The sequence below is a fragment of the Vreelandella sp. 21 genome (assembly GCF_050995515.1).
GTDB lineage: Bacteria > Pseudomonadota > Gammaproteobacteria > Pseudomonadales > Halomonadaceae > Vreelandella > Vreelandella alkaliphila.
Genome location: NZ_CP194673.1, coordinates 714,149 through 740,141 on the forward strand (window position 1 = coordinate 714,149; position 25,993 = coordinate 740,141).

Annotated in this window: 26 protein-coding genes and 1 pseudogene; 17 read left to right on the top strand and 10 right to left on the bottom strand. The window is 53.2% G+C overall.

Features of this window, described 5'->3' with window-relative positions:
• Positions 1-277 precede the first annotated feature (277 nt).
• The 5 genes and pseudogenes from ACN06F_RS03300 (at position 278) to ACN06F_RS03320 (ending at position 2,713) form a co-directional block, all read left to right on the top strand.
• Positions 278-739, top strand: coding sequence for a hypothetical protein (locus tag ACN06F_RS03300; RefSeq protein WP_009722153.1), 462 nt, complete (start codon positions 278-280; stop codon positions 737-739).
• Positions 740-817: 78 nt separating this feature from the next.
• Positions 818-1,090, top strand: a complete 273-nt coding sequence (locus ACN06F_RS03305) for a CopG family ribbon-helix-helix protein (protein WP_009722154.1) — start codon at positions 818-820, stop codon at positions 1,088-1,090.
• The gene (locus ACN06F_RS03310) at positions 1,087-1,368 is read left to right on the top strand and encodes a type II toxin-antitoxin system RelE/ParE family toxin (protein ID WP_095602676.1); all 282 of its coding nucleotides are present in this window, start codon (positions 1,087-1,089) and stop codon (positions 1,366-1,368) included. Before ACN06F_RS03305 ends, ACN06F_RS03310 begins: the two co-directional genes overlap by 4 nt.
• A gap of 152 nt (positions 1,369-1,520) precedes the next feature.
• Positions 1,521-1,704: pseudogene (locus ACN06F_RS03315) on the top strand (type II toxin-antitoxin system YoeB family toxin).
• Positions 1,705-1,750: 46 nt separating this feature from the next.
• A complete protein-coding gene (locus tag ACN06F_RS03320; RefSeq protein ID WP_433924652.1) occupies positions 1,751-2,713 on the top strand; it encodes a ribonuclease Z in 963 nt (320 codons plus the stop codon).
• A gap of 16 nt (positions 2,714-2,729) precedes the next feature.
• Here the strand turns inward: ACN06F_RS03320 and ACN06F_RS03325 are convergent, their stop codons facing one another.
• From ACN06F_RS03325 to ACN06F_RS03340, 4 genes are all read right to left on the bottom strand, one after another.
• Positions 2,730-2,984 (bottom strand): Txe/YoeB family addiction module toxin, encoded by a 255-nt coding sequence (locus tag ACN06F_RS03325; RefSeq protein ID WP_038481571.1) that lies wholly within the window; start codon positions 2,982-2,984, stop codon positions 2,730-2,732.
• Positions 2,981-3,232, bottom strand: coding sequence for a type II toxin-antitoxin system Phd/YefM family antitoxin (locus ACN06F_RS03330; protein WP_038481574.1), 252 nt, complete (start codon positions 3,230-3,232; stop codon positions 2,981-2,983). Before ACN06F_RS03330 ends, ACN06F_RS03325 begins: the two co-directional genes overlap by 4 nt.
• Before the next feature lie 146 nt (positions 3,233-3,378).
• Positions 3,379-4,575, bottom strand: a complete 1,197-nt coding sequence (locus ACN06F_RS03335; RefSeq protein WP_038481577.1) for an E22 family MetX-like putative esterase — start codon at positions 4,573-4,575, stop codon at positions 3,379-3,381.
• A gap of 77 nt (positions 4,576-4,652) precedes the next feature.
• The gene (locus tag ACN06F_RS03340) at positions 4,653-5,825 is read right to left on the bottom strand and encodes a UbiH/UbiF/VisC/COQ6 family ubiquinone biosynthesis hydroxylase (protein ID WP_095602671.1); all 1,173 of its coding nucleotides are present in this window, start codon (positions 5,823-5,825) and stop codon (positions 4,653-4,655) included.
• Positions 5,826-5,940: 115 nt separating this feature from the next.
• Here ACN06F_RS03340 and ACN06F_RS03345 point away from each other — a divergent pair, with 115 nt between their 5' ends.
• The 5 genes from ACN06F_RS03345 to ACN06F_RS03365 all read left to right on the top strand — a co-directional run bounded on the left by ACN06F_RS03345 (position 5,941) and on the right by ACN06F_RS03365 (position 10,650).
• A complete protein-coding gene (locus ACN06F_RS03345) occupies positions 5,941-6,789 on the top strand; it encodes an NAD-dependent protein deacetylase (RefSeq protein ID WP_198348602.1) in 849 nt (282 codons plus the stop codon).
• A gap of 47 nt (positions 6,790-6,836) precedes the next feature.
• Complete coding sequence (locus tag ACN06F_RS03350; protein ID WP_433924653.1) at positions 6,837-8,312, top strand: protein adenylyltransferase SelO; 1,476 nt, start codon at positions 6,837-6,839, stop codon at positions 8,310-8,312.
• 63 nt (positions 8,313-8,375) lie between these two features.
• On the top strand, positions 8,376-9,422 hold the full coding sequence (gene dinB, locus ACN06F_RS03355) for a DNA polymerase IV (RefSeq protein WP_433924654.1): 1,047 nt from the start codon (positions 8,376-8,378) through the stop codon (positions 9,420-9,422).
• Between the two features lie 139 nt (positions 9,423-9,561).
• Complete coding sequence (locus ACN06F_RS03360; protein ID WP_095602668.1) at positions 9,562-10,383, top strand: alpha/beta fold hydrolase; 822 nt, start codon at positions 9,562-9,564, stop codon at positions 10,381-10,383.
• Between the two features lie 18 nt (positions 10,384-10,401).
• Positions 10,402-10,650, top strand: a complete 249-nt coding sequence (locus ACN06F_RS03365; protein WP_030069625.1) for a YkoF family thiamine/hydroxymethylpyrimidine-binding protein — start codon at positions 10,402-10,404, stop codon at positions 10,648-10,650.
• Positions 10,651-10,832: 182 nt separating this feature from the next.
• Here ACN06F_RS03365 and gabT read toward each other — a convergent pair whose 3' ends face one another.
• From gabT to csiR, 5 genes are all read right to left on the bottom strand, one after another.
• Entirely contained in the window at positions 10,833-12,107 is a 1,275-nt protein-coding gene (gabT, locus tag ACN06F_RS03370; protein WP_038481593.1) for a 4-aminobutyrate--2-oxoglutarate transaminase, read from the bottom strand.
• 227 nt (positions 12,108-12,334) lie between these two features.
• Complete coding sequence (locus ACN06F_RS03375; RefSeq protein ID WP_038481594.1) at positions 12,335-13,138, bottom strand: EAL domain-containing protein; 804 nt, start codon at positions 13,136-13,138, stop codon at positions 12,335-12,337.
• A 241-nt stretch (positions 13,139-13,379) separates the two neighbouring features.
• Positions 13,380-14,594 (bottom strand): CaiB/BaiF CoA transferase family protein, encoded by a 1,215-nt coding sequence (locus tag ACN06F_RS03380; RefSeq protein ID WP_038481597.1) that lies wholly within the window; start codon positions 14,592-14,594, stop codon positions 13,380-13,382.
• A gap of 22 nt (positions 14,595-14,616) precedes the next feature.
• Entirely contained in the window at positions 14,617-15,795 is a 1,179-nt protein-coding gene (locus ACN06F_RS03385; protein WP_433924655.1) for an acyl-CoA dehydrogenase, read from the bottom strand.
• 83 nt (positions 15,796-15,878) lie between these two features.
• Positions 15,879-16,568 carry a DNA-binding transcriptional regulator CsiR gene (gene csiR, locus ACN06F_RS03390; protein WP_038481603.1) on the bottom strand — a complete coding sequence of 230 codons (690 nt, stop codon included), beginning with the start codon at positions 16,566-16,568 and terminating at the stop codon, positions 15,879-15,881.
• A gap of 262 nt (positions 16,569-16,830) precedes the next feature.
• Between csiR and ACN06F_RS03395 the strand changes: the two genes are divergently transcribed.
• From ACN06F_RS03395 to ACN06F_RS03405, 3 genes are read left to right on the top strand one after another with little or no spacing between them, the layout of a single operon-like run.
• Positions 16,831-17,790: a TAXI family TRAP transporter solute-binding subunit gene (locus tag ACN06F_RS03395; protein WP_038481605.1), complete on the top strand. Its 960-nt coding sequence runs from the start codon at positions 16,831-16,833 to the stop codon at positions 17,788-17,790.
• Positions 17,791-17,834: 44 nt separating this feature from the next.
• Positions 17,835-18,347 carry a DUF1850 domain-containing protein gene (locus ACN06F_RS03400; RefSeq protein WP_433924656.1) on the top strand — a complete coding sequence of 171 codons (513 nt, stop codon included), beginning with the start codon at positions 17,835-17,837 and terminating at the stop codon, positions 18,345-18,347.
• Between the two features lie 33 nt (positions 18,348-18,380).
• Positions 18,381-20,393, top strand: a complete 2,013-nt coding sequence (locus tag ACN06F_RS03405; protein ID WP_198348597.1) for a TRAP transporter permease — start codon at positions 18,381-18,383, stop codon at positions 20,391-20,393.
• Positions 20,394-20,472: 79 nt separating this feature from the next.
• On the opposite strand, the gene ACN06F_RS03410 is transcribed toward ACN06F_RS03405, so the two are convergent.
• Positions 20,473-23,001, bottom strand: a complete 2,529-nt coding sequence (locus tag ACN06F_RS03410) for a penicillin-binding protein 1A (RefSeq protein ID WP_433924657.1) — start codon at positions 22,999-23,001, stop codon at positions 20,473-20,475.
• 193 nt (positions 23,002-23,194) lie between these two features.
• Here ACN06F_RS03410 and pilM point away from each other — a divergent pair, with 193 nt between their 5' ends.
• The 4 genes from pilM to ACN06F_RS03430 are packed head-to-tail and all read left to right on the top strand — an operon-like array spanning position 23,195 to position 25,963.
• Positions 23,195-24,256, top strand: coding sequence for a type IV pilus assembly protein PilM (gene pilM, locus ACN06F_RS03415; RefSeq protein WP_433924658.1), 1,062 nt, complete (start codon positions 23,195-23,197; stop codon positions 24,254-24,256).
• Positions 24,253-24,822: a PilN domain-containing protein gene (locus tag ACN06F_RS03420; protein WP_433924659.1), complete on the top strand. Its 570-nt coding sequence runs from the start codon at positions 24,253-24,255 to the stop codon at positions 24,820-24,822. The genes pilM and ACN06F_RS03420 overlap by 4 nt, the downstream gene beginning before the upstream one ends.
• Positions 24,819-25,445: a type 4a pilus biogenesis protein PilO gene (locus tag ACN06F_RS03425; RefSeq protein WP_433924660.1), complete on the top strand. Its 627-nt coding sequence runs from the start codon at positions 24,819-24,821 to the stop codon at positions 25,443-25,445. The genes ACN06F_RS03420 and ACN06F_RS03425 overlap by 4 nt, the downstream gene beginning before the upstream one ends.
• Entirely contained in the window at positions 25,442-25,963 is a 522-nt protein-coding gene (locus ACN06F_RS03430; protein ID WP_433924661.1) for a pilus assembly protein PilP, read from the top strand. Before ACN06F_RS03425 ends, ACN06F_RS03430 begins: the two co-directional genes overlap by 4 nt.
• Positions 25,964-25,993 lie beyond the last annotated feature (30 nt).

Sequence of the window (25,993 nt, forward strand, 5' to 3'; positions counted from 1 at the left end):
GGCTGCCACTCAACCCCGCTATTTTACGCTTTCCCTTACTTGGCCGTTAACGAGTTCGCAAATACGCGACGTTTGGATAGTTTGCCAACATTGGCTTTTCCCTAAAGGGAATTAATGGGGTAGATTCAGGTGAGGGCGACAACAACCATTTTTAAGCAAAGCGTATCGCGTAGGCGAGCTTTTTTATAAATTTCAATGTATGGCAGGTAGATGGTTTGGCTGCTGGTTGTTAGGAAAATACGCATGCGCATTAATAAACTGTTAGACGAGTAGGTATATGTCACTCATCATTTCCGCTTTTGCACTCCTAATATCGTTGGGAAGCTTCTGGGTCAGCTTTGACTCAGCCCGACTGGCCAGGAGAACTGCTGCTGCAGAGAAAAGGACGCATGTCAGGACTATTCTTTCCGGCGTTCTTTTTGAGGTGCGTGAGCTTCACCAAGTTGTAGCAATGGCCATCAATTACGAAGGTGAAGAGTACCGATTCCCTGATGGTTTAGACAAAATAGAGCAGGAGTTGGCGCGGTATGCGGCAGTTATCCCTGGCAGGCTAAAGTGGCTGAGCGATGATAGCCCCGATGACCCGGTAAAGCTTGAGGAGTATCGGTCTCATGCCCTAGAGCTAGAATCTCGAATGACGAAGGTCCGGCCTATGATTCAGGAATTAAAAGTTGAAGTCATACCGGGCAAGTCGTCTAACAAATCGCTCAATTCGTCGCCGCAAAACGGCGCGAATTAGCGCAGCGTTAAGTTTTTTGCTCCATCCTCGCAGACTATGATGTAATACGTTGTAGTCGCCAAATTTGAGGGTATCGTCATGAGCGTCACCACAGTCCGCCTTCAAGCAGACGTTGAACAACACCTGGAAGCAATCGCTAGCAGGTTACACCGGAGCAAAGGCTGGGTGATCAACCAGGCATTGTCGGAATACATAGCAAAGCAGCAGCTTGAGCAAGAGCGGTGGAAACAAACGTTAGAGGCAATGGAGTCTGCTGCCCAAGGCAAGGTTGTTGATGCCAGCGAGGTTCACAGCTGGCTTAATAGCTGGGGAACCGAAAACGAGCAGGATGCGCCAGGGTCAGGTAAGTGAAACTGGTTTACACGGCCGAAGCCATTGACGATTTGAAACGCCTCCGAGAGTTCATTGCGGATCACAACCCGTCTGCGGCGGCCAGGATTGCCGCCGAGCTTGTTGGCAAAATCGAATTACTTCCAGGCTTCCCCAATATGGGCGCACCGGTTGAAATGGCACCGGTGCCTGACTCTGTTCGAGATATGGTTTTCGGAAAATACGTCGTTCGATATTCAGTCCATGCCACTGCCATCATTGTTCTCCGGGTATGGCATGGTCTTGAAGGTGAACGGTAGTCATTAAACCAGGCGTGGCACTCGGATGCCTTTGTATCTGCTTTGCTGCGTAAAAACTATCGGCGCTCTGCGCTCATCGGCGAATGCTGAGCATTTGAATCGCTCAATTGAACAATTCAAAGCAGGTAAGGTAACCCGCAGAGACTTGATGGATGAGTCGCCGATTACTGTCATGGACTGACGAATCCTGGAGCGATTCCCTTCACTGGCAAACCAGCGCCGTTAAAGGAAAACTTAGCTGGTTTTTGGTCGCGACGTATAGATGATACGAATCGATTCGTCTACGCAGTTGATGATAATGCGATTACGATTATTTTGTGTCGTTATCACTATTAGATTCGGGCCTTCCACAGACTATCTCAGAGACCATTCAGAATAAGCGATGAACCTATTCTTCCTCGGTACCTCCGCCGGTGTACCCACCAAAACAAGAAATGTCACCGGGATCGCTTTGCGTGAAAGCAAAGGGAAGGGCTGGTATCTGGTTGATTGTGGTGAGGGCACTCAGCATCAGGTCTTGCATACCAAGCTATCGTTCCATTCATTGAAAGCCATCTTGATCACCCATGTGCACGGTGACCACTGCTACGGGCTGCCGGGCATTCTGGCGAGTGCGGCTATGGGTGGCAGGAAAGCGCCGCTGACCATTGTTGCGCCCGCAGGTATCAAAACTTGGTTGGCGGCAACCTGTGAGGTGACGCAACTATGCTTACCTTTTGCCTTGGAGTTTATCGCCTCAGACGACCTGCCAAGCGTTGAGTTTGAGAACATCGCAGTTGAGACATTCAGCCTTTCACATCGGGTGGCGTCTTATGCCTATGCGTTTACGGAGCGAAAGGTTGATGCTGCCCTGGACGTGGATAAGCTAGCGCAAAAGGGGATTCCAAGAGGGCCGCTGTGGGGGCAGTTGAAGCAAGGGATTGATATTGAGTTTGCAGGTGAGCCGTTAAGAAGCCAGGACTACCTAATCTTCAAGAACACGCCTAGGAAAGTAGTGATCGCTGGGGATAATGATCAGCCTGACTTATTGAGCGAGGCGTGTGCAGAGGCGCAGGTGCTGGTACATGAGGCCACCTATACCGAAGAGATGGCTGAGAAGGCTGGCGATGTGGGGCATAGCTACGCCAAGCTTGTTGCTGCTTTTGCCGAATCGATAAAGCTACCTAATTTGGTGCTGACGCACTTCAGCCCTCGTTATCAGTTTAGCCCCAATGCGTCGCCGTCCATTGAGGATATCCGCAAAGAAGCTGAGGGTGCCTATTCAGGCTCGCTTTTCTTGGCGCGGGATTTTGGCGAATACACCTTGGAAAAAACGGGTTACTTTTCTGAGGTGGTGGGCGAGTAGTTTTTCCGCGCGTGTATCAGTAGTGATACTGAAGCTGGGCGATCAGCAACGCATCGTCAGTCACCTTGTAAATCATTCGGTGCTCTTCGTTGATGCGTCGAGACCAGTAACCGGCCAAGCCGTGTTTAAGAGGCTCTGGTTTACCAACGCCGCCAAAGGGTTCTCGTTGGGTTTCTTTGATTAGCTTATTGATACGGCTGAGCACTTTTTTGTCCGTTTTCTGCCAGTATAAGTAATCTTCCCAGGCATGCTCAGCGAAGATGAGTTTCATTCCAAGAGTTCCCGCTCTTGGCCGCCACCTTGCTCTAGCTCGGCAATCGACTCAAGCAAGCGTTGAGCATTCTTGGGGACGCGCAGCAGATAGGCGGTCTCTTGCAACGCCTCATAATCCTCTAAAGAGATCATGACCACAGACTGTGCCTTGTTACGGGTAATAATCATGGGCGCGTGATCTTCGCAGACCTGTTGCATTGTTTTCGCTAGATTGGTTCTAGCCGCGGTGTAGCTAATGGCATCCATAGGTAATTTCTGCTCATGATGTTGTTCATGTACAGGATAGTGTACGCCTTTGGTTTTGACAATCGGCTGCGTTTTGAAGATGCCACTTGTTTGACGTTGAAGCCGCTTAGTAGCACTGGCTTCCAGGGAAGCCAGTGCTTACTTCGTTATTTTAAAAACGCTCGCAGCGTTTCGCTGGCTTGGTCGATAGCGACAACACCATCTAAATGGCCGCGGTTGCCTTCCAGGGTTTCAAGCGTCACCTCGGTACCGTCCGCTTCAATCAGCTCGGCAGTGCGGCGCACGCCTTCGGGGGCAAAGACGAGGTCGTTTTCGCTATACAGCATCAGCGTTGGGGCGTCGATGGCGGCCAATCCTTCTTCTAACGAGTCACCGTGGCCCGCCATAAAGAGTTGATTGGCACGAACCAAATACAACAGGTGGTTGGCATCGGAAAGCTCGGCGCGGGCGGCGGCGATGTCATCCAGCGTTTGCTCAATGGCGTAGCGGGCGTTGATATCTTGAGCGGGGTCGCGCTCGTCATCGGCCCAGTCGCGGTTGAATGTTTCGTTGGCCCACTGCCAGTGATTGGCATTGAGGGTGACGAGCTTGAGCGCTTCTTTTAGGCCATCGGTGGGTGGCTCGCCATCGTAGTAGTTGCCTTCATTCCAGTTGGCGTCTAAGCGAATGGGCGCTGCCCAGGCGCTAAGCGTTGCCAGTAACCAGGGGTCGGCAACGCCGCCGCCAATAACAGGAATCAACCTATCCACTTTTTCAGGGTAAGCACTGGCCCATTCAAACGCTTGAAGCGCCCCCATCGAGGCACCCATGACCGCGTGTAGCGATTCAATGCCCTGGCTCTCTAACAACGCCCGCTGTACCTCGACAAAGTCACGAATCGTTACCACAGGAAAATCCATTCCCCACGGTTCGCCGGTGTCTGGATTGATAGAGGCGGGGCCAGTGGTGGTGACATTGGGGTCGTGGGCGTTGAGGTTCACCAGCGTATCGGACGCAATAATGTAGTACTCGTCGGTATCCAGTGGTTTGCCGGGCCCAATGATGGCATCCCAGTAGCCGGTTGGCTCGCCATCTGGATCATAACGGCCTGCTGCGTTGCTGGTACCAGAGAAGAAATGGGTGATTAAGATGGCATTGTCACGGGCGTCGTTTAATTCACCGTAGGCTTCCCAACCCACCGCAAGTTCGGGAATTGTTTCGCCGCCTTGGGTAGTGAAGTCTTGCATCTCGAAGGTTTGTTTTTCGACGACACCATCCCAGGCCAGTAGCGGTGATGCTGCAAGTAATCCGAGGCTGGTAACTGTCACCACGGTCAATAAAGAGTGTCGTTGCTTGAGAACCATATGCCTTCCTTAAATGAGGGATTGTTATGATTATTGTGGGCAACGGCTGCGTTGCCACCCTCATAGCGTAGTCGGCTTTAGCGCATTTTAAATGGGTTTAGCCCGTTAGCTTGTTGCATCATCATGCGCTTGGCGAGCGGTACGCGTTCGGCAAGATGCAGGCTGAGATCACCCAACTGGCGTAGCGGTTTTGCACCGGTAAACAAGTGATGGAAGCTATCGGTGGCGGCAATCATGGCTTGGTTGGCCAAGCGGCGCTGGCATTCGAAGCGGTGCAGGCTGATAGAGTCACCTGGGTCGCGGCCTTTGATGATCAGCTCTGCCAGGGTATCGGCATCGTGCAGGCCAATATTCAGCCCTTGTCCTGCCAGCGGGTGCACCACGTGGGCGGCATCGCCAATCAGGGCTAAGCGCTTGCCGATATAGCGTTTGGCGTGCTGGCGTCTAATTGGAAAGCTCGCCTTTGCTACCACACGGGTTAGCTTGCCTAGCCGCTTGGGAAAGGCTGTTTCAATGGCCGTTTTTAGGGCGTCGTTGGAGAGCTGTTCACGGGCTTTGGTGGCTTCGTCGCTGTCATACCACACCAGCGATGCACGATGGCCTGGTAAGGGAAGCATGGCAATCGGGCCAGTGGGGGTGAAGCACTGCCAGCTAATATCCTGTTGGGGGAGCTCGGTTTCCACGTTAATAATCATCGCCCGCTGATGGTAGTCGTAGCTACTAACGGTAATGCCAGCAAGTTCTCGTAGCGTCGAATGCGCGCCATCTGCGCCAACAATCAAACGGGCGCTTAAGGTTTTGCCATTATCTAGCTCCAGCATGCGGCCGGTGCTGGCCGCCATGGTACTGAGCGGTGCGCACTGGGTATAGCAGGTCACGCTGGGAAGATTCTCTAAGCGCTGCCACAACGCATATTGCAGGGTGCGGTTTTCGATAAAAATGCCGAAGTCGTCCATGCCGCTGTCCTGGGCAGAAAACAGCGAATGGCCGGAGCCATCCTGGTTGGCGACATCAATATGGCGAAACGGGCAGCAGCGCTCTTCGGGCAGCACGGTGCCGCTCGCTTTTACAAACGCCAGCGAACGGGCATTAAGTGAGGAGATACGCAGGTCATAATCGCCGCTAAGCGGGGTGGGGGCGCTGCCGCGTTCTACCAGCCCAACCGACATGCCGGTATGGCCTAAACGGGCCGCTAGCGCGGCACCCACCATGCCACCGCCGACAATGATAATCTCGTGATCCCACTGCATGAGACACTCCTTACGTTGAATAACGAGGGCATATTGCATGACCCTTTATTGTCATACAGTATCGGTTACTTGTCGCAGTGTTGCATAGGGTGATCCATTGACGCAGGCCGTGGAAATGACAAATAGCATCGCACAGGCGGGGGAAGCGCTGGCGGAGTTTATTGAGCGCCACCCTAAACTGTGGGTGATTACTGGCGCGGGAGTAAGCACCGACAGCGGCATTCCTGATTACCGCGATGCCGACGGGCAGTGGAAGCGACCGCCGCCGGTACAGCATGGCGATTTTATGGCCTCACTTGCCGTGCGCCAGCGCTATTGGGCGCGGGCGTTGATCGGCTTCAAAGCTATGCGTGAAGCTCAAGTGAGCGGTGCGCATCGGGCGTTAGCGGCGCTTGAAAACATGGGCCGCGTGGAGCTGCTGGTGACACAGAACGTAGACCGTCTGCATCAGCGGGCGGGTTCCAGCAAGGTCATTGATCTGCATGGACGAGCAGACGTGGTGGCGTGCATGACATGCGGTTATCAACTCATGCGTCACGCCATGCACAGCGAAATGGCCAGGATGAACCCGCGCTTTGCAGCGTTAGATGCCCACCATGCGCCCGACGGCGATGCGGATTTAGAAACCGATTTTTCGACGTTTAAGGTGCTGGATTGCCCGCGCTGCCAAGGCATCTTAAAGCCCCAGGTTGTCTATTACGGCGATGTGGTGCCGCCAGCGCGGCGCTTGGCTGCCCAAGCAGGGCTGCAAAACGCCGATGCCGTGTTGGCTGTGGGTACCTCGTTGATGGTGTATTCCGGCTACCGGTTCTGCCGTGATGCCCACGCCATGGGTTTGCCGGTGGCCTCGCTGTCGTTGGGCGTCACCCGCGCCGATGCGCTATTAACCCATCAGTGGCGTGCGCCGTTAACACCGGTGCTAGAGCACGCTGTTGGCTGTTTGCAGCAGCGTTTACTTGACTAAAGTGCTAGGGTATTAGGCAACGATTGTTACCAACAGCGGAGTCGCCCGTGCTGTCATTTGAACACCAGTTTGCAACGCTTCCCGAGCCACTGTGGATGGCCTGTCAGCCCACGCCAGTGAGCCAGCCCGCGCTGATTGTATTTAATGAGCGCCTGGCAGAAACGCTGGGGTTTAAGACAGGGCTGAAGAGTAAGTCTGATGATGCCACCCTTGCCCAATGGTTTAGTGGCAACCAGTTGCCACCCGGCGCAGAGCCACGGGCGCTGGGCTACGCTGGGCATCAGTTTGGTAACTTTGTACCGCAGTTGGGCGATGGCCGCGCATTGTTACTGGGGGAGGTCGTCGACCAGAACGGGATACGGCGCGATGTTCAGCTCAAGGGCAGCGGCCGCACGCCATTTTCCCGTGGTGGTGATGGTCGGTCGCCGCTGGGTCCGGTGCTACGGGAGTATCTGGTCAGTGAGTTTATGGCCGCAATGGGCGTACCTACCACCCGTGCGTTAGCCGCCGTTTCTACCGGCGAGCGAGTCGTGCGCCAATTACCTGAGCCCGGCGCAGTATTTACTCGCGTGGCAAGCAGTCATATTCGTGTGGGCACCTTTCAATTTGCTGCGGTACGCAGAGATGAAGCTGCTCTGAAAGCGCTGGCCGACCATGTGATTGAGCGCCACTATCCCGAAGCCGCTAGTGCAGATGATCCTTATTTAGCCTTGTTAGAGGCGGTGGTTGCTCGCCAAGCGGCGCTAGTGGCGCGGTGGATGAGCCTTGGGTTTATTCATGGCGTGATGAATACCGACAACTGCAGCATTGCCGGAGAAACCATTGATTACGGCCCCTGTGCCTTTATGGAGCAGTTTGACCCGCAAAAAGTCTACAGCTCGATTGATCAAGGCAAGCGCTATGCCTTTGATAACCAGCCCGCCATTGCTCAATGGAACCTAGCCCGCTTTGCCGAAACGCTGCTGCCGCTGATGCGCGAAGAGGGCGATACCGTCGTCGAGCAGGCCACCGATATCATCCGCCGTTTTGGGCCACTGTTTGATGCCGAGCAGCGCCGCTTGCATGCGGATAAGCTCGGCCTTGCAGCAGACAGCGACCAAGCGGTACCGTTAATGGAGATGCTGGAAAGTCAGATGCACCAGGGGCGGATGGATATGACCGCTACCTTTGATGCGCTGACACATTACGCCAGCACTTCAAGTGAAACGCATAAAGAAGCACTGCTGGCGCTGACGACCCAACCCAATGAGTTGGCGGCATGGTTAGATAAGTGGCAAGCAGCACAGGTTGCCAGCCAAGACAGCGAGCGCTTAGCTGCCATGCGGCGTGCTAATCCAGTTGTTATTCCCCGCAACCACCGAATTCAGGAAGTTATCGATGCGGCTTACGAGGGCGACTTTGCGCCGTTTCACAGCTTACTTGCTGTGGTCACCCAGCCCTTTGATGAATCCGCAGAAGCACGCCGCCTTGCAGCCCCCGCGACGGAAAACGAGCAGGTACTAAGAACGTTTTGCGGTACGTAACCTCGGCTTTTCCTGTGGTAAACTGTGATTATTTACAGGTAAGGGCGGAGGCAAGGGCAACCTGTGCGCAAAATTATTCATTGCGACTGTGACTGCTTCTACGCAGCGGTTGAAATGCGCGACAACCCAGCGCTTAACGATGTGCCTATTGCGATAGGCGGCAGCGTTGAGCAGCGCGGGGTTGTCGCTACCTGTAACTACCCCGCCCGCGAATTTGGCATCCACTCGGCCATGCCCATGGCGCAGGCACTCAAACGCTGCCCACATTTGACCGTGATCCGTGGTGATATGGCCAAATACAAAGCGGTGGCGCGTCAAGTATTTGCGATTTATCGCGATGTGACTGAACTGATTGAACCGCTCTCGCTAGATGAAGCCTTTTTAGACGTTACTGATATTTCCCTGTGCAGCGGCAGCGCCACCCGCATGGCCGAAGCGATTCGCCAACGAGTTAAGCAGGAAGTAGGCATTACCGTCTCGGCAGGTGTCGCACCCAATAAGTTTCTTGCCAAAATTGCCAGTGACTGGCGTAAGCCCGATGGTCTGTTTGTGATCACGCCGAACGATATCGATGGCTTTGTGCAGCAACTGCCGGTCAAGAAAATCCACGGCGTAGGGCCGCGCACGGCTGAAAAACTGGCGGGGTTGGGTATTCAAACCTGTGCGGATTTGCGGGCTCGTCCGCTCACTGAGCTGGTCGAACAGTTTGGCCGCTTCGGTCATCGACTGTTTGAGCTTAGCTTTGGGCGCGACGAGAGGCCAGTGAAAACCCACCGTGAGCGGAAATCGATCAGCACTGAGCAAACCTACTCCCAGGACTTACCCACCCTGGAAGCCTGTCGCCAACAATTACCGGATCTACTCAACGACTTAGAGCAGCGCTATGCCAGACTAGACCCCGCGCCCGCCGTGCGCGGGCTGATGGTGAAAGTAAAATTCAACGACTTTACTCAAACCACGGTTGAACACGCTGACCCTGCGCCTAACCTGGATCAATTCGAATCCCTGTTAACTATTGGTTGGGCGCGAGGGGAGAGGCCCGTTCGGCTATTAGGCGTGGGCTACCGCTTGGCAGAAGAAGCTACCGCTCAGCAGCTCTCGCTGTTTTAATTAGCCTGTTAATACTTATGTCGATTGACGCTCATACAAAGGCGCGTTAAAACAGACGTATGATAGTTTGTCTACTTGCTAGCTAGCGTGGGTGCTGCTGCCACGCTGCTTTCCTGTCTTCTTACCCTGCGAGCTAACCATGTCTGCCCATGCCACCCAACGCCCTCGTTTAGTGTTTGCCCATGCGAATGGCTTTCCTGGCTTAAGCTATCGCACGCTGCTGGAACCACTGGCAGAGTCGTTTGACCTCCATCCGCTTGATCGATTGGGGCATCACCCGGATTACCCGGTGAACCATAACTGGGGCAATTTAGTCGATGAACTGTTGAGCTACTTGCCGGTTACAGACGCACCGTTACTGGGCGTTGGTCACTCGCTAGGCGGTACGCTGATGGCTATGGCGGCGGATAAACAGCCAGAACGCTTCTGCGGCGTCATTATGCTTGACCCGCCGTTGATGCTGGGGCCGGATGCCTGGGTGATGAAAGCGGCGAAGCGATTTGGTTTTATGGATCGCATCACCCCTGCTGGTAAAACCCAGGGGCGGCGCAGTGTGTGGCCTAGCCGAGAAGCCATGGCTGACTCGCTGCGCCGCCGTGGGTTATTTCGACGCTTTACCCCAGAGGCATTGAACGACTACATTGAAGCAGGCACGCGCTTGCTGGATGACGGTAGCGCTGAGCTAACCTTCGACCCAGGTATTGAGGTAGAGATATTTCGCCACCTGCCGGATCATCTGTCGGGATTGCCACGTCGAGTCGGTGTGCCGATCCACTTGGTGGCAGGGAAGGAGTCGCATTTACTCACTCCCACACGGGTCAAGCGGCTTCAGCGTCGTGGGTTAGCTATCAGCGAGGTTCCCGGTACTCACATGTTCCCTATGGAGCATCCTGATGAAACGCGGGCGGCCATATTGGCGGCATGGCAGCGCTTTTCACAGGGAGCCAGTAAGCGCGCATAAAGCGCATAAGGAGGCAGGATGTATCTTTCCGTACAGCTAAGTTATTACCCGCTGGCCGATGATTTTAAGCCAGTAGTAAAAGACGTAGTAAAACGTTTGGAAGCCACAGGGTTAGAAGTTCACCCTAATCGAATGAGTACCCAGGTGTTCGGGGAATTCGATGCGGTGATGGCCGCTTTAAGCGATGTGATGAAGTGGTCGTTTGAGACTCATGGAAAAGCGGTTTTTACAGCTAATTTCCTCGAAGGCGATCGACGCCCTCGGTAAGTAGAGAGCTGGCATGGCCGAAACAGCCCTAGGCGGGGGCGCTGTAACCCCATCCCTGGGCGCTACTTTTGCCATCTGACCACCAAGGATGGTGGGAATGCCGGAAAAGTCGGGAACTGTTTTCCGGCCATGGCAAAAGACCCCCGCTACGAGCTGTTATAGGCCTTTTGAATCAGAGCCCCTTAAACCAGCGATTCCAGGCAGGATTCAATAATATCCAGCCCTTCGTTGAGGACGCTGTCTTCAATCGTGACGGGCATCAAGAAGCGAATCGTATTGCCGTACATGCCGCAGGAGAGCAGGATCAACCCTTCCTCACGGGCTTTCTTACACAGCGCTGCGGCAAGTTCTGGATTGGGCGTGCGATCCGTTTTATTCGAGACCAGTTCAAATGCCGCCATAGCGCCCATGTTGCGCACATTATCAATGCAGTCGAACTTGGTTTGCCACTCGCCAAAACGAGCCGCTAGCTTTTCACCCAGCGTTCGGCTTTTCTCAAGAATGTTTTCCTCTTCGAATACTTCCATCACGGCCAGTGCTGCGGCGCAGGCGGTGGGGCTGCCGGTATAGGTGCCGCCCAAAGAGTTGGGGCCAGAGGCATCCATAACCTTGTCGGTGCCGACAACCGCAGAGATCGGCATACCGTCAGCCATGCTTTTCGCCATGGTCATGATGTCCGGCTCAACGCCGCTGTGCTCAATGGCGAACATTTTGCCGGTTCGGCCAAAGCCAGACTGCACTTCGTCGATGATCATCAGCATGCCATGCTCATCGCAAATTTCGCGGATTTTCTCCAGGAAGCTTTTCGATGCAGGATAGAAACCGCCTTCGCCAAGCACCGGCTCCAAGACAATCGCGGCAGTGTCTTTTGGGTTGGCGTCGGTTTTCAGGGTCATTTTCAGACCACGAAGGGCTTCGTCTTCGCTGACACCGTGGTAGGGCACCGGATAAGGCGCGCGGAATACCGTGCCAGGCATCGGGCCAAAATCGGTTTGATACGGGGCTACTTTGCCGTTCATGGCCATGGTGTAGAACGTTCGGCCGTGATAACCGCCGTCAAAACAAATGACGTTAGAGCGGCCGGTGGCAGCGCGGGCAATTTTAACGGCATTTTCCAACGCTTCTGCACCGGAGTTAGCCAGCATTACTTTGGCGTGGCCGCGAACCGGTACGAGGTGGCTAAGTTTTTCAGCAACTTTTACATAGCCTTCATAAGGCATCACTGTTTGGCAGGTGTGCATGACCTTATCCAACTGGGCTTTCACCGCAGCAACCACTTTAGGATGACGGTGGCCTACGTTCAAAACGCCAATACCGCCTGCGAAGTCGATAAAGCGGTTGCCGTCGGCGTCCCAGATCTCAGCATTCTCAGCGCGATCCGCAAAAGCAGTGGCGGGGCTAGCGGCGCCCGCTGCGACATACTTCTGCTTCAGTTCGTTTAGCTCGGCGTTGCTCATGGCTCAACTCCTTTGGATGTTGGATGTTGCCTGTGAGAAATGTGCAGTGTCACTGCTTATGTGACAGGTTCGGTCGTCATTGTTTCAAATTCGTTATATAGACGATAAAACGGGGGTAATGGACAGTAGGCGACAGACAGTAGTTAAAAGACGGTGGTTAAAAGATAGTAGTTAATGGAGAGTAGTTAAAAGACAATCGGCAATAGGCAGCAGGTAATAGGTTTGCATCAGTAGCTTAATGCTTCTAAGCCTACATATACCTCTTCTCTTAAGTCTAATAATCGAGAGGTTAGGTCTGGGCCTAGGGAATTAATAGCTGGCTTGGCGTAGAAAAAGCCCTGTTGGCGAGCAATGCCCGCCCGCGCTAGCCATAATGCTTCTTTGCGTGTTTCTACCCCTTCAGCAATGAGCGTCATGTTCAACTCTTTAGCTAGCAAAATGATGGAGCTGAGCAGCGCTTGGCGACGCGTATCATGGTCACAGTTCATCACCAGCTCGCGGTCGATTTTGAGCTTATCCGGTGTTAGACCAGTCAACAGATCCAGGTTGGCATAGCCATTGCCAAAGTCATCAATGGCCGTTTTAAAGCCCATCTCGCGATAGGCTTCGATGATATTGCGCAGGTGCTGGCGGTCTCGTACGCGTTCGGTTTCAGTGATTTCAAAAATTAGCCGCTCCATTGGCCATCCAACGCGTCGAGAAATATCAAGCGTTGCTTGAATGCACGCTTCCGGTTCGTAGACAGCATTGGGTAAAAAATTGATTGATAATGCCGTTGGCATATTCAGAGCGCTTGCCATCTCAATCGCTTTAACACGACAAGCTTGATCAAACCGATACAGTAGGTCGTCAGTCACCTGAGAAATAACACTCCAGGCAGATTCGCCATTAATCCCTCGGACAAGCGCCTCATGTGTCACCACGCGAGCAAGTGACACGTCCACAATAGGTTGAAAGGCCATCGTGAAATCAAAAGGAAGGTCCCCCTCGCATCGTTTACAGCTACCGTCTACCCGTGCGCAGTGACCCATGAAATCCCCCTATAGCAGTGCGCCAAGTTACCCGCTGGCCGATTTACGTTAGCCATTGCCGGTTAATTTAAATTTTTTTTAACTATCTAATCATAGACGAAAACAGTTTAGTCGCTTGTTAACTTTTCGTATAGGTTTTGTATAGAAATTATTGGGTGCGCTGAGCCGACAAAAAAAGCGCCCAACTGGGCGCTAAGATGAATCGTTAGTAGAGATATGAAAAGAGGGAGGATAACGAGCGTTAAATAATGCCTGCTTGTTGCAGAGCGTGGCGCTGTTCGCTGGTAATGCCAAGCTCATCAAGCACCTGTTGCGTGTGCTCACCCAATGAGGGAGGGGGAGTCTGGGCGCTGATTGACTCGCCGTTGATACGGATAGGGTTCGCGACTAAGTCGACGTGACCGGCTTGGCTGTGGGGAAGCGTTTGCTTCAAGCCACGTGCTTTGACATGGGGGTCGTCGAAGACGCGATCCAAGGTGTTGATGGGTCCACTAGGCACACCGGCGGCTTCAAAGGCAGCCAGCCATCCATCAGTTTTCTGCGTTAGTAATACGGCTTCCAGTAGAGGAGCCAATACAGTGCGGTGCTGCACCCGTGCGCCGTTGGTGGCGAACCTTGGGTCCAGCGGCAACGTTGGCTGGTCGATCACTTGGCAGAAACGCTTAAACTGCTCGTCATTACCGACGGCAACAATCATATGGCCATCAGCAGTGGCAAACGCTTGGTATGGAACGATATTGGGATGTGCATTCCCCAGCCGCTGAGGTACTTGACCGGAGGTTAAGTAGTTGAGCGCCTGGTTCGCCAGTACGCCCACCTGAACGTCCATCAATGCCATATCAATATGACATCCAACGTTGCTATCGCGGCGCTGGTAAAGCGCTGCCAGCACGGCATTGGCGGCATACAGGCCGGTGAAAATATCGGTAAAGGCAACGCCGATTTTGACGGGGCCACCGCCGGGCTCATGATCAGGCTTGCCGGTTAGGCTCATAATGCCGCCCATTGCCTGAATCATGAAGTCGTAACCGGCGCGGTGTGCGTAAGGGCTTTCTTGGCCAAAGCCGGTGATTGAACAGTAGATAAGCCGAGGATTCAGTGTCTTCAGGCTCTCATAGTCCAGACCGTACTTTTTCAAACCGCCCACTTTGAAGTTTTCAAGTAATACATCGGAGGTGGCGACGAGCTGCTTAATCAATGCCTGGCCTTCAGGCTTGGCCATATCGACGGTGACCGAGCGCTTGCCTCGGTTGGCGCATAGGTAGTAGGCCGACTCTGAACTGCCAGAGAGCCATGGAGGGCCCCAGTGGCGAGTATCATCGCCGCTGACGGGGCGCTCTACCTTGATCACATCAGCCCCCATGTCTGCGAGCATTTGCCCGCACCACGGGCCAGCCAGTACACGTGAAATATCGAGTACTTTGATGCCTGCTAGTGGCTTGGCTGCTGTGCTCATTAGGTGCCTCACTTGTCGCTATTTAGAAAAATGCCTGAATACCGGTCTGGGCACGACCCAAGATTAAGGCGTGTACATCGTGAGTGCCTTCGTAGGTGTTTACCGATTCCAAGTTCACCATATGGCGAATAACACCGTACTCATCGGAAACACCGTTGCCGCCGTGCATGTCGCGAGACTGGCGAGCGATATCCAGCGCTTTACCGCAGTTATTGCGTTTGATTAGTGAGACCATTTCCGGTGCCCAATTGCCGCTATCCATTAGGCGACCTACCTGTAGCGCTGCCTGTAAGCCCAGGGTGATCTCGGTTTGCATATCTGCGAGTTTCTTCTGGATCAACTGATTTGCAGCCAGTGGGCGGCCAAACTGTTTGCGGTCTAAGGTGTATTGGCGTGCGGCATGCCAACAGAACTCAGCGGTGCCCATAACGCCCCAGGCAATGCCATAACGAGCTTTATTCAAGCAACCGAAGGGACCTTTTAAACCGCTAACGTTAGGCAATAGGTTTTCTTCAGGGACAAAGGCATTGTCCAGTACGATTTCACCGGTGATGGAAGCGCGAAGCGACACCTTGCCTTCAATTTTGGGTGTGCTGAAGCCTTCGGTACCGCGCTCAACAATAAAGCCTTTGATTTGATTGTCGTGGGCAGCAGACTTTGCCCAAACCACCGCAATATCGGCAATCGGGCTGTTGGTAATCCACATTTTGGCACCGGTTAAGCGGTAGCCACCGTCAACTTTTTCTGCCCGAGTGATCATTGAGCCAGGGTCTGAGCCATGGTCAGGTTCGGTTAAACCAAAACAGCCGACCATTTCTCCGCTGGCGAGCTTAGGTAAATATTTATGCTTCTGCTCTTCAGAGCCATAGGCTTCAATCGGATACATCACCAGTGATGACTGCACGCTCATGGCTGAGCGGTAGCCTGAATCAACGCGCTCTACTTCGCGGGCAATGAGTCCGTAGGCCACATGGTTCACGCCTGAGCCGCCATATTCAGGGGCGACAGTTGCACCCAGCAGGCCAAGCTCACCCATCTCGTTCATGATCTCACGATCGAAGCGCTCTTCACGAAAAGCACTCAACACACGTGGCTGCAGGTTTTCCTGGCAGTAGTCGCGAGCGGCATCACGAATTTGGCGCTCTTCATCGGTGAGTTGGTGTTCGAGCAGCAGCGGGTCGTCCCAGTTGAAACGGGTCATGGCGTGAACTCCTACATAGTCATTTTGATACGATTCAATGTATCGTCGTTTTATTAAAATATCTACATTTTAAAATAAAGAATTTAATTGATCCCACGTTCCTTGAGAACACGGGTAATAATCGGGACAGGGGTCATTAAGTGATCACGCATGAGGTTGGCCGCTTGCTCTGTATCACGAGCCAGGATGACGTCTACCAAGGCGGCATGCTCTTGTCTTTTGATTTCAAGTGCCTGGGGGGACATCACCGTTTCCTGCAGCCACAGGTGGCGGTAGCGTTCTACCTGATCAAACAGCGTGTCGCGCATCTGCAACAGGTGTGGCGAGTTGCAGCCGCTAGCAATGGCGGTATGAAATGCCTTATGGCGCAAATCCCAGCCATCAAGCAGCTCATCGGGGGAGCTTACCTCGGTCACTTTAGCTAGCCGATGAGCGGTGGCGAGTACGTTGGCTTCCCAGTCGTCGTCGCCGCGCTCAATGGCCAGGCGCAAAATCAGGCCCTCTAACTGAGCGCGTGCGTCGTAAATATCGTTCAGCTCGGCCAGCGACATGGGGGCAACGCGATAGCCACGTTGGCTAATCGCAATCACCAAGCGGTCGGCAACTAATTGGGAAAGCGCTTCGCGTAGAGGACCGGTACTGGCGCCGTAATACTCCTTGAGGCGGCTCATTAAAAGCTTCTCTTCAGGCGCATAACGGCCGCGAATGATGTCGTGCTTCAGGGCGCGATAGGCACTGATGGCTAGGTTCGGGCGCGGCGCATCGTGCTCCATGATATCTCCTTAGGCCAACGTTGGACGTGGCGATCTGCATTAACTAATCGCTATTATCAATAAATTCTAGACATTTAGCACAGGTAACGACATTTATACGGGGGTTATCGGCGAATAGCGTTGCATTACCATCTCACGCTAAAGCCGTGCTAACGTCATTGCACCGCGTTTGCTTGCCGTTTACGGTAACCAGAGGCTGGGACTTCACACCTCCTTATCGTCAACCATACTTATAAGTCCAAACAGGACGGAGGAACCGCTTATGCGAACTCTAAAATATACAGTGGCAGCATCCATGTTGGCTGTTGCACTTCCAGCCAGTGCGCAACAGCTTTCAATCGCGACCGGCGGTACCGGCGGGGTTTATTATCCGATCGGCGGTGGCTTCGCTGAAATGATTAATAACCATATTGAAGGCGCTCAGGCGACTGCTGAGGTTACTGGTGCCTCAGTCGAAAATATGGGGCTGATTATGCGTGGCGACGCCGATTTGGCGTTAGCGCTGGCCGACACGGTTTATCAGGCTTATAACGGCAGCGGCGACTTTGACGGTCGTCAGATTGAAAATACCCGTGCTCTGGCCTCTGTTTACCCGAATGCGGTGCAGTTGGTAACGCTGGCTGAGTCGGATATCGAGACCATCGCTGACCTGGCTGGGAAGCGTGTTTCCGTGGGTGCACCAGGCAGTGGCACCGAGCTAAATGCACGCGCCGTTTTGGAAGCCAACGGCATTAGTTATGAAGATTTTACCCCCCAGCGACTCAATTTTAACGAAACCGCAGATGCCATTCGTGATGGTGATATCGACGCCGGTTTCTGGAGCGTTGGGCCCCCCACCAGTTCTATTCTTAACCTTGCCGCTACCCGTGATATCCGCTTAATTGGCCTCTCCGATGAAGAAGTTGCCAATGCACAGGAAGCGGAGGCAGTGTTTGCGCCCTACGAGCTGGCAGCGGGTATGTATGACGGTATGGACGAGTCCGTTCAGACTATCGGTGTTCCTAACGTCTTGGTGGTGAATTCTGATATGGACGAAGAGCTCGCTTACCAGCTGACTCAGCTACTGTTTGAAAACACCGATGAGTTAATTGCTGTTCACCCTGCCGCCAACGACACCACCATTGAGTTCACCATGAACTCTACGCCTGTGCCGTTGCACCCGGGGGCGATTCGCTACTTTGAAGAAGTAGGAGCGGATATTCCTGATCGTCTGCGCCCTTAACGGTTAAAGGGTCTTGCCATAGACATTGCCATAAGGATATTGCCATGCAGTGGCAACAACGACTGATGGCGCTACTTTTTGCATGTCTACCGCTCACCGAAGTGGGGGCTTCCCCCGCTTCGGTGAATGCGTCTATGCGTTTAGCTGTGGTGACTGAACAAGGCGATGTTTTAGTGGATGCGCTGGTGCCTTCAGAAGGGCGCTGGTGTATCCAGTGGCAACACTCTGTTGAGCACTTTACGGTACTGGATTGTTATCGCAATGCGGCAGGCGTTATGCAACTTGAGCGTAGTCATCAACCAGACTTTGCCGCAGGGCTTGGTCATATCTTTGGCCGTGGGGAACAAGTCTCAGATGGTGAGGGCGGTTATTGGATTAATGCTATTGATGAGCCCGTAGCAAATAACCGTTATGCATTAAGGGTCGGTTCTTCTGCCGTCAATCACCAAGTGGTGTGGCCGAATGGTGAGCATTCACCGGTGAGTTTAAGTGAGTACGCAGCCGGGCAACGTGTGATTATCCAATTATTATCACCTAGCACCGCTCCGCGTGAATAAAAACGATAGTAGTTAACGCTTCCGAGGACGTTCATGAACGAATCCACTCCACCGCCGGTTGTGATGCCCGGCGCGAATGCGATGCAGCCCCGCATGGTTCTGTGGTGTATCACCGTGGTTGCGGTGGGGCTTTCACTCTTCCAGCTCTATTCTGCTGGTATCCAGCCCCTTGGGCTTTTCTATCAGCGTAGTATTCACTTAGCGTTGATTATGTTGCTGGCATTTTTGATGTTTCCTGTGTTTGGGCCAACGCGCAAACGTGGAGTGCTGGGATGGGGCATTGATCTAATTTTCTTTGCTGGGGCTCTGACTACCGGTGGCTATCTGGTGCTCTTTTTAGATGAGATTATCAATCGAGCCGGCTTCTGGAGTGACACCGATATTTTAGTGGCCTGTATTGCGACGGTTACCGTGTTGGAAGCAAGTCGTCGAGCCGTTGGGTTTGGCATGACGGTGATCGGCCTGCTTGCCATTATCTACGCATTTGCAGGGCCTCGGGGTGAACTGCCATGGCTAGGCGAATGGATGCCAGGCATTTTAGAGCATCGTGGCTATACCTTGGAACGCGTCGCAGGGCAGCTCTATTTAGGACAAGAAGGCATCTTTGGTTTGCCTTTGGGTGTTGCGGCGACCTACATCTTTATATTTGTACTCTTTGGTGCCTTTTTGGAAAGCACTGGCGCTGGCAAGTTCTTTATTGATATGGCCTATGCGGCCACTGGCCGCCAGCGTGGCGGCCCTGCGAAAGCTGCCGTGCTGGCTTCAGCCGGTATGGGCTCTATTTCGGGTAGTGCGATTGCCAACGTGGTGACCACCGGGGCATTTACCATTCCGCTGATGAAAAAGCTGGGCTATCAGCCAAAGCAGGCGGGAGGAATAGAAGCAGCCGCCTCTACCGGTGGGCAAATTATGCCGCCTTTAATGGGGGCGGGGGCATTTTTAATTGCGGAATATACCAATACGCCCTATTTGGAAATCGTTAAAATCAGCATTCTGCCGGCGATTATGTACTTTGCAACGGTGTATCTATTTGTCCATATCATTGCATTGAAGCAGGGAATGCAGGGGTTGGCGAAAAGCGAGTTGCCGCAAATGCGCCAAGTCATGAAAGATGGCTGGCACTTCCTGCTTCCTCTAGCGGTGCTAGTGTGGCTGCTAGCGATGAGTATGTCGCCAATGCGCGTGGGGTATTACGCCGTGGTCACCATCATCGCTGTGGCGGTTCTTCGCTATGCGCTTTGGTACTTCTTTATTGCTCCTAAGCAAGGTCAGCCGGTAACCATGAGCCGCACCAAAGGTGTGGTGTGGGCGGGGCTCGTTAAGTTGGTTCAGGGGTTGGAGCTGGGTGCGCGGAATGCCGTTGCAGTTTCTATGGCTTGTGCCGTGGCTGGGATTATTGTCGGCGTTGTGGGCCTGACAGGGCTAGGATTGAAGTTTTCCTCAATGATGCTGGCTTTTTCTGGCGGCAACCTAGTGTTGGCGTTGGTGATGGTGCTGCTGGCAAGCTTGATTTTGGGGATGGGGCTGCCGGTTACCGCGAGCTATATTGTCTTGATTGTACTTGTGGGACCAGCGTTGACCGCTGAATTTGGAGTGCCGCTACTGATTGCTCACTTAGTGGTGTTCTGGTATTCCCAGGATTCCAATGTGACACCGCCTATCGCCCTGGCCGGTTTTGCGGGGGCAGCAATTGCAGGCAGTAAACCCATGGAGACTGGCTTCCAAGCTTGGAAATTTGCCAAAGGTCTCTATTTAATTCCGCTATTTATGGTGTTTAATCCAGAAATCATTGTCGGTGGCCCTGTGCCCGTGGTGGTTTGGAATGCGCTGATTGCTATTTTGGCGCTGTGTGCATTTGCTGCCGCGCTTGAAGGTTATCTGTTTACCAAGATGTCTTGGTTACCGCGCTTGGCGATTGGCGCTGCCATTTTCGGGGTTTTCTACCCAAATCTACTAACGGAAATGGCTGGCGTGGTGGTGATGATTGCCGCGATTGGTGCTAACTGGTTTGCCAGCAAGCGAGAACGTCTGCCTATGGGCGGCTAATCGTAGGGCGTTAATGTGCGCCATAAAAAAAGCCCGGAGACCATTAGGTCTCCGGGCTTTTGCTTTGTGCAGGTACGGCTTAGAAAATGGACTCTGCGGTACCAGACCCTTGCGAGCCACTAGCTTCTTCCAGTTCACGACTAATGCGACGTTGCTGGTAGCCGGGAAGATGGTCACGGTGGAAGAGCTCAGAAATACCCCCTGACTGACCATCCGCCAAGCGGTATCCGGTGGTGGGGTCTACCCGTGCGCTAACAACAGTATCCGGGCGTTCGGGGAGTGCTGAGGGGGTGCCTTCTAGTGCATCGCCCATAAAGTCAACCCAGATAGGTAGTGCTGCGTTAGAGCCATATTCAGCGATGGAGTCGTTGCTATCTTTGCCTACCCATACTGTGGTCACTAAGTCGCTGTTAAAGCCTGCAAACCAGGCATCACGCTGGCTATTGGTGGTACCCGTTTTGCCGACGATATCGTCGCGGTTCAGGCTAAGAGCACCACGGCCGGTGCCAGACGTGATGACGTCGCGAAGCATGTCGCGCAGAATATAGACTGCAGCTGGGTCAGCTACCCGAGTAGCCACTGGGTACTCTTTGCCGTCGATTTCAACTGTTTCCTGCCCTTCAGCGCAGCTAGGGCAAGCAACCTGAGGCGTTGCCTCATCCACAAGCTCCTCATCATCGTTACGCGTGACGCGTTCGATAAACCATGGTGCGACCTGAAAGCCACCGTTGGCAAGAACGGAATACGCGTTGGTCATTTCCATGGGCGTTAAACTGGCGCTGCCCAAGGCGAGAGATAGCCCGCGTGGTAGGCGATCGGGAGAGAAGCCAAATCCTTCTAGATAGCGAATAGTATGGTCTAACCCCGTGGTTTGAAGTACACGAATGGTGACCAAGTTACGCGAACGAGCAAGCGCTGGGCGCAAGCGCATCGGGCCTAGGAAGTCACGGCTTGAATTGACTGGGCGCCATAATGAATTACTACCGTCATCTAGTACGACGGGGGAATCATTGACCACGCTTGCTGCGTTCATGCCGCCGTCTTCTAGGGCTGCAAGATAGATGAACGGTTTAAAGATGGAGCCGGATTGACGCTGAGCCTGGATGGCACGGTTGAACTTACTGGCATTAAAATCAAACCCGCCTTGTAAGGCCAAAATAGCGCCAGTGCGTGGATCTTGGGCAACCAAAGAGCCTTCGGCATCGGGGCGCTGCGACAAGCGTAGAGTTCCGTCTTCGTTTTCAATCACGCGGACTAAGTCGCCGCGAACAGCAATTTGATCCGCGCTACTTGGTTCGGCACCACGACTGCGTGGGCTCAAATAGGGGCGTGCCCAGTTTAGGCCGCTCCAGGCAATTGTTTGCAGTTCGCCACCGCGAGTAAGTACCTGCATTTCACGGCCGCTGCTCTTAACCACAATCGCTGGCTGAAGCAGGCCATAGTTGGGCGTGCGCTCTAATACCTGCAACCAGTTGCTGACGTCACCATCGACACCCTCAACTTGTGTTTGGCTACGCTCAGCTGCTTGGCGGGCGGTTTGACGAATTTCCGGTGATTCTGAAAGTTCCTCTTCAAGCCCTTGAGTAGCGGTTTGCTCTTGTGCCTCTACTAAGCTGGCTGCGATATCTTGCTGTTCTGAACCGCGCCAGCCATGGCGAAGGTCGTAAGCCAGCAGGCCATTTGCTAATGCTTGGTGGGCATAGGGCTGCATTTCGCTATCAATCGTGGTGTAAATTCGGTAGCCACCGGTATACGCCTTATCTCCAAATCGTTCGATGGCATATTGGCGAGCCATTTCTGAAACATAAGCCGCGTCTACTTCGGTTTGGGTGTAGTGCCGGCGGGCTGTCACCGGCTCCTGCACAGCCGCTAGATAAGCATCATTATCAATATGTCCTAGCTCGCGCATGCGGAACAGAATCCAGTTGCGACGAATAAGCGAGCGTTCTGAATTAGCCAGTGGGTTAAAGGCTGAGGGTGCTTTAGGCAGTCCCGCAATCATTGCTGTTTGAGCCAGCGTTAATTCAGCCAATGGCTTGTCATAATAAGTTTCTGATGCGGCTGCGATGCCATAGGCGCGATGGCCGAGAAATATCTTGTTGACGTAGAGCTCGAAGATTTCATCTTTATCAAGAATCTGCTCCATTTGCAGGGCAAGCAGAATCTCGCGAATTTTCCGCGTGAATGTCTGGTCGAGCGTCAACATATAGTTACGCGCAACCTGCATGGTAATGGTCGAGCCGCCAGACTGAATGGAGCCGCCACTCTGGACCAGTTCAACCGCCGCCCTGGCGATACCACGAGGATCAACGCCTGCATGATCAAAGTAACTGGCATCTTCCGCTGCGATCAGCGCGTTGATCATGTCCTCTGGAATATCAGCGAAGTCGACGGGCATACGGCGCTCTTCGCCAAATTCACCAATGAGTTTGCCATCATTGGTGAAGATGCGAAGTGGTGTATGTAGCTCGAAATCTTGCAACTGGCGTACATCAGGCAGGCCAGGTGAAAAATAGATAGCGGCGCCCACCACTGCCAACACGGTGGCGCCAATGAGCGCAACGATTAGCGAAAAAAGTGACAGGATGAGGGTTCGAAAAAACGTCATGAACAGAGTGCACCCGTGAAAAGGAGAATAGACACGGTAACTAAACGACCGTATCACGCAATTGGCTGCCATTATAGGAAGGCGAGGCAGCAGTCACCAGTGTTGATATGCCGTAATGCCATTCGCGTGTGACTTAACTAAAAATCATGTAACCTCAAAATTCGCACGATAGGCAGGCGGAGCCGAACCCAGGATGCGTTTACTCAAGCCCGGTAAAGGGTTGATTGGTGTCGATATTACATCGGCGACCGTCAAGCTGTTAGAGCTCAAACAGTCTAACGATAGCTACCAAGTAGACAGCTACGCTGTTCAACCGCTGCGCGAAGGTGCAGTTGTTGAGCGCCGCATCCGCGACATTAATGAAGTGGCGAGTGTGCTTCGGCGTACTGTCGAGCATGCAAAGCCCTTTACTCGTAAAGCGGCAGTGGCCGTCCCAGCGAGCGCTGCCATTACTAAAACGCTTACTTTTCCTGCTTCGTTAAGCGAAGAGGAGATCGAAGAGCGAATAACCGCCGAATCTGACCGCTATATTCCCTTTCCGTTCAGTGAGGTGGCGTTTGATTTTCAGTGCCTAGGTCCTGCTCCTTTCGATGAGAGCCAGCAAGAAGTTGTTTTAGTAGCGTGTCGTCAGCAAGACGTGACTCTGCTTACCGAAACGCTAGAGCGTGCGGGGCTGGAACCTGCCGCTGTCGATGTAGAGACGTTCGCTTTAGAGCGCGTATTGGCCGAGCTACGTAGGCAATCCAGCATGGCAAACGACTCAACTGCTTGTGTGGGGCTATTCGACATCGGGACCAATATGAGCGCCTTCCATGTCGTGCGGGGTGGGCATATTGTTTATAGCCGTGATACGGCGTTTGGCGGACGCCAGCTAACAGATGCCATCCGCCAGTATTACCACATGAGCATAGAAGAGGCTGACGTTGCTAAAAAGCGTGGTGGTCTACCTAGCGACTACCAAGAGAAAGTGCTCACGCCTTTTCTAGAAACGGTGGTACAGCAGGGGAGACGCTCGCTGCAGCTTTATTACACCGCGGGTCGTCAGCATGAGGTGCAACATACTGTACTCGCGGGTGGTTCTAGTGTCATTCCAGGCCTCGCTGAGCGTATTGCTGATGATAGTGGTATGTCGGTGAGTATCGCCAACCCATTGCAACGTTTGCGCATTAACAAACGGCTAAGTGAAGAAGCGTTAAGAAACGCTGCCCCAGCGATGCTAACGGCGGGTGGGTTGGCGATGCGAGTTAGCCAATGAGCATTAATATTAATCTTTTACCCTGGCGTGAGGCGTGGCGAGAGAGACGGACGCGGCAATTTTACGGTGTTATGTTGTTTATGTTGCTTCTGGGCGTGGCGTGTGGCGTTGTGGTATTGCACGTATATCAACAGCAGTTAGCTGCCCAGCAGCAGCGCAATGCCCATATCTCTACTCGTATTGAGCAGTTAGACAATGAAATCGCTGATGTACAACGCTATCAGGGCGACATCGGGCGGCTGGAAGAGCAATTGGCGCTGTTCCACACGCTTAATAACGAACGCATGAGTACAGTGAGGCTGTTTAACGATATTGCCGCTAGCGTCGCAGATGGGGTTGTCTATCAGCGTCTGTCACGTAGCGGACAGCAAATCAGTCTTTCAGCGGTTGCCAGTAATGAACGTCAGGTCTCTGAGCAACTTCGCCAAATTGCAGATATACCAGGGTTAGGCGTACCGCTGTTTTCCGAGGTTGCTAGTGGCCAAGATGACAGTCGGCGTGTTTTCCAGTTTGAAGTAAGGCAACTGTCTCCTGAAGAAGCCGTTTCCATGGAGGTGGCACCATGACGCCTATCCGTGAACGCGTTAAAAGTGACTGGCAGCGCCTGCGAAACGTTGAATGGCAATCGTTGGATATCAAAGAGGCAGGTGAATGGCCCTGGCTGCTTAAAGCCGTGATAGCGGTACTTGTTTTTTTAGTTGCTCTATTAGGTATCAACGGGTGGCTGGTGGGGGAGGCTCGCGATTCGCTTGCAGCAGAGCAGCGTCAAGAGGAGCGTCTGCTGGTCGAGTATCGACGCAAGGCGTCTGAAGCCGCTTTTCTGCCGGATATTCGCAGTCAGTTGACTGCTCTTGAAGATCAAATGGTGCAGATGCAGGCGATGCTGCCTACCAGTGCAGAAATTCCTTCTTTATTAGATAGCATCAATGATGCCGCTATCGAAAATCGACTGACCATTGAAACTATCCGTTTGCGACCTACGGTGAGTAACACGCACTATATAGAGCACCCCTTAGATATACAGGTGCGCGGTGATTACCATGCATTGGCACAGTTTGTTTCGGATATTAGCGATTTGGCGCGAATTATTACTCAGCACGATTTAACACTAGCGCCTGTTGATCAGAATGGCGACACGCTACGCATGTCGCTGCTTGCACGCACTTACAGCGAAAAGGCTGAACCATGAAGCGTTTGGTAGGCCTGCTGTGTATTGCTGGCTTAGCTGGCTGCAGTGACCCTCAGCTGGGGCAGCTAGATCAAACCCTTGCAGAAATACGCCGTACTGCTGATGGGAAAGCGCCCGAGGTAGTGGAAGAATTGTCAACGTATCAGTCGCTTGATTATCGCTTTAGCGATGCGCGCAGTCCCTTCTTAGCACCGGAGGATGTGCGCGAAAACGTATTGCAAGTGGAGCAGGCAGTGAGCGAGTTTGCCCCCGAACAGCAGCGCGCTCAAGAGCCTTTAGAGCGTTTTCAACTCCAGACGTTGCGCTTGGTTGGTACGCTACGTATGGGGGAGCAGCAAGTTGCATTGATTGAGCCTCCCGAGGGGGAGGTTGTTAGCGTTCGAGAAGGTGATTATTTAGGCACCAATCATGGCCTTATTAACCAGATTGAATCACAAGGAATCACTATTATTGAACGTGTTTTTAGCCCTCAGCAAGGGTGGCAACAACGCCAGGTAACGCTCACCCTTGAGGAATAGCTTCTTCACTCGCTATCAGATATGGATATC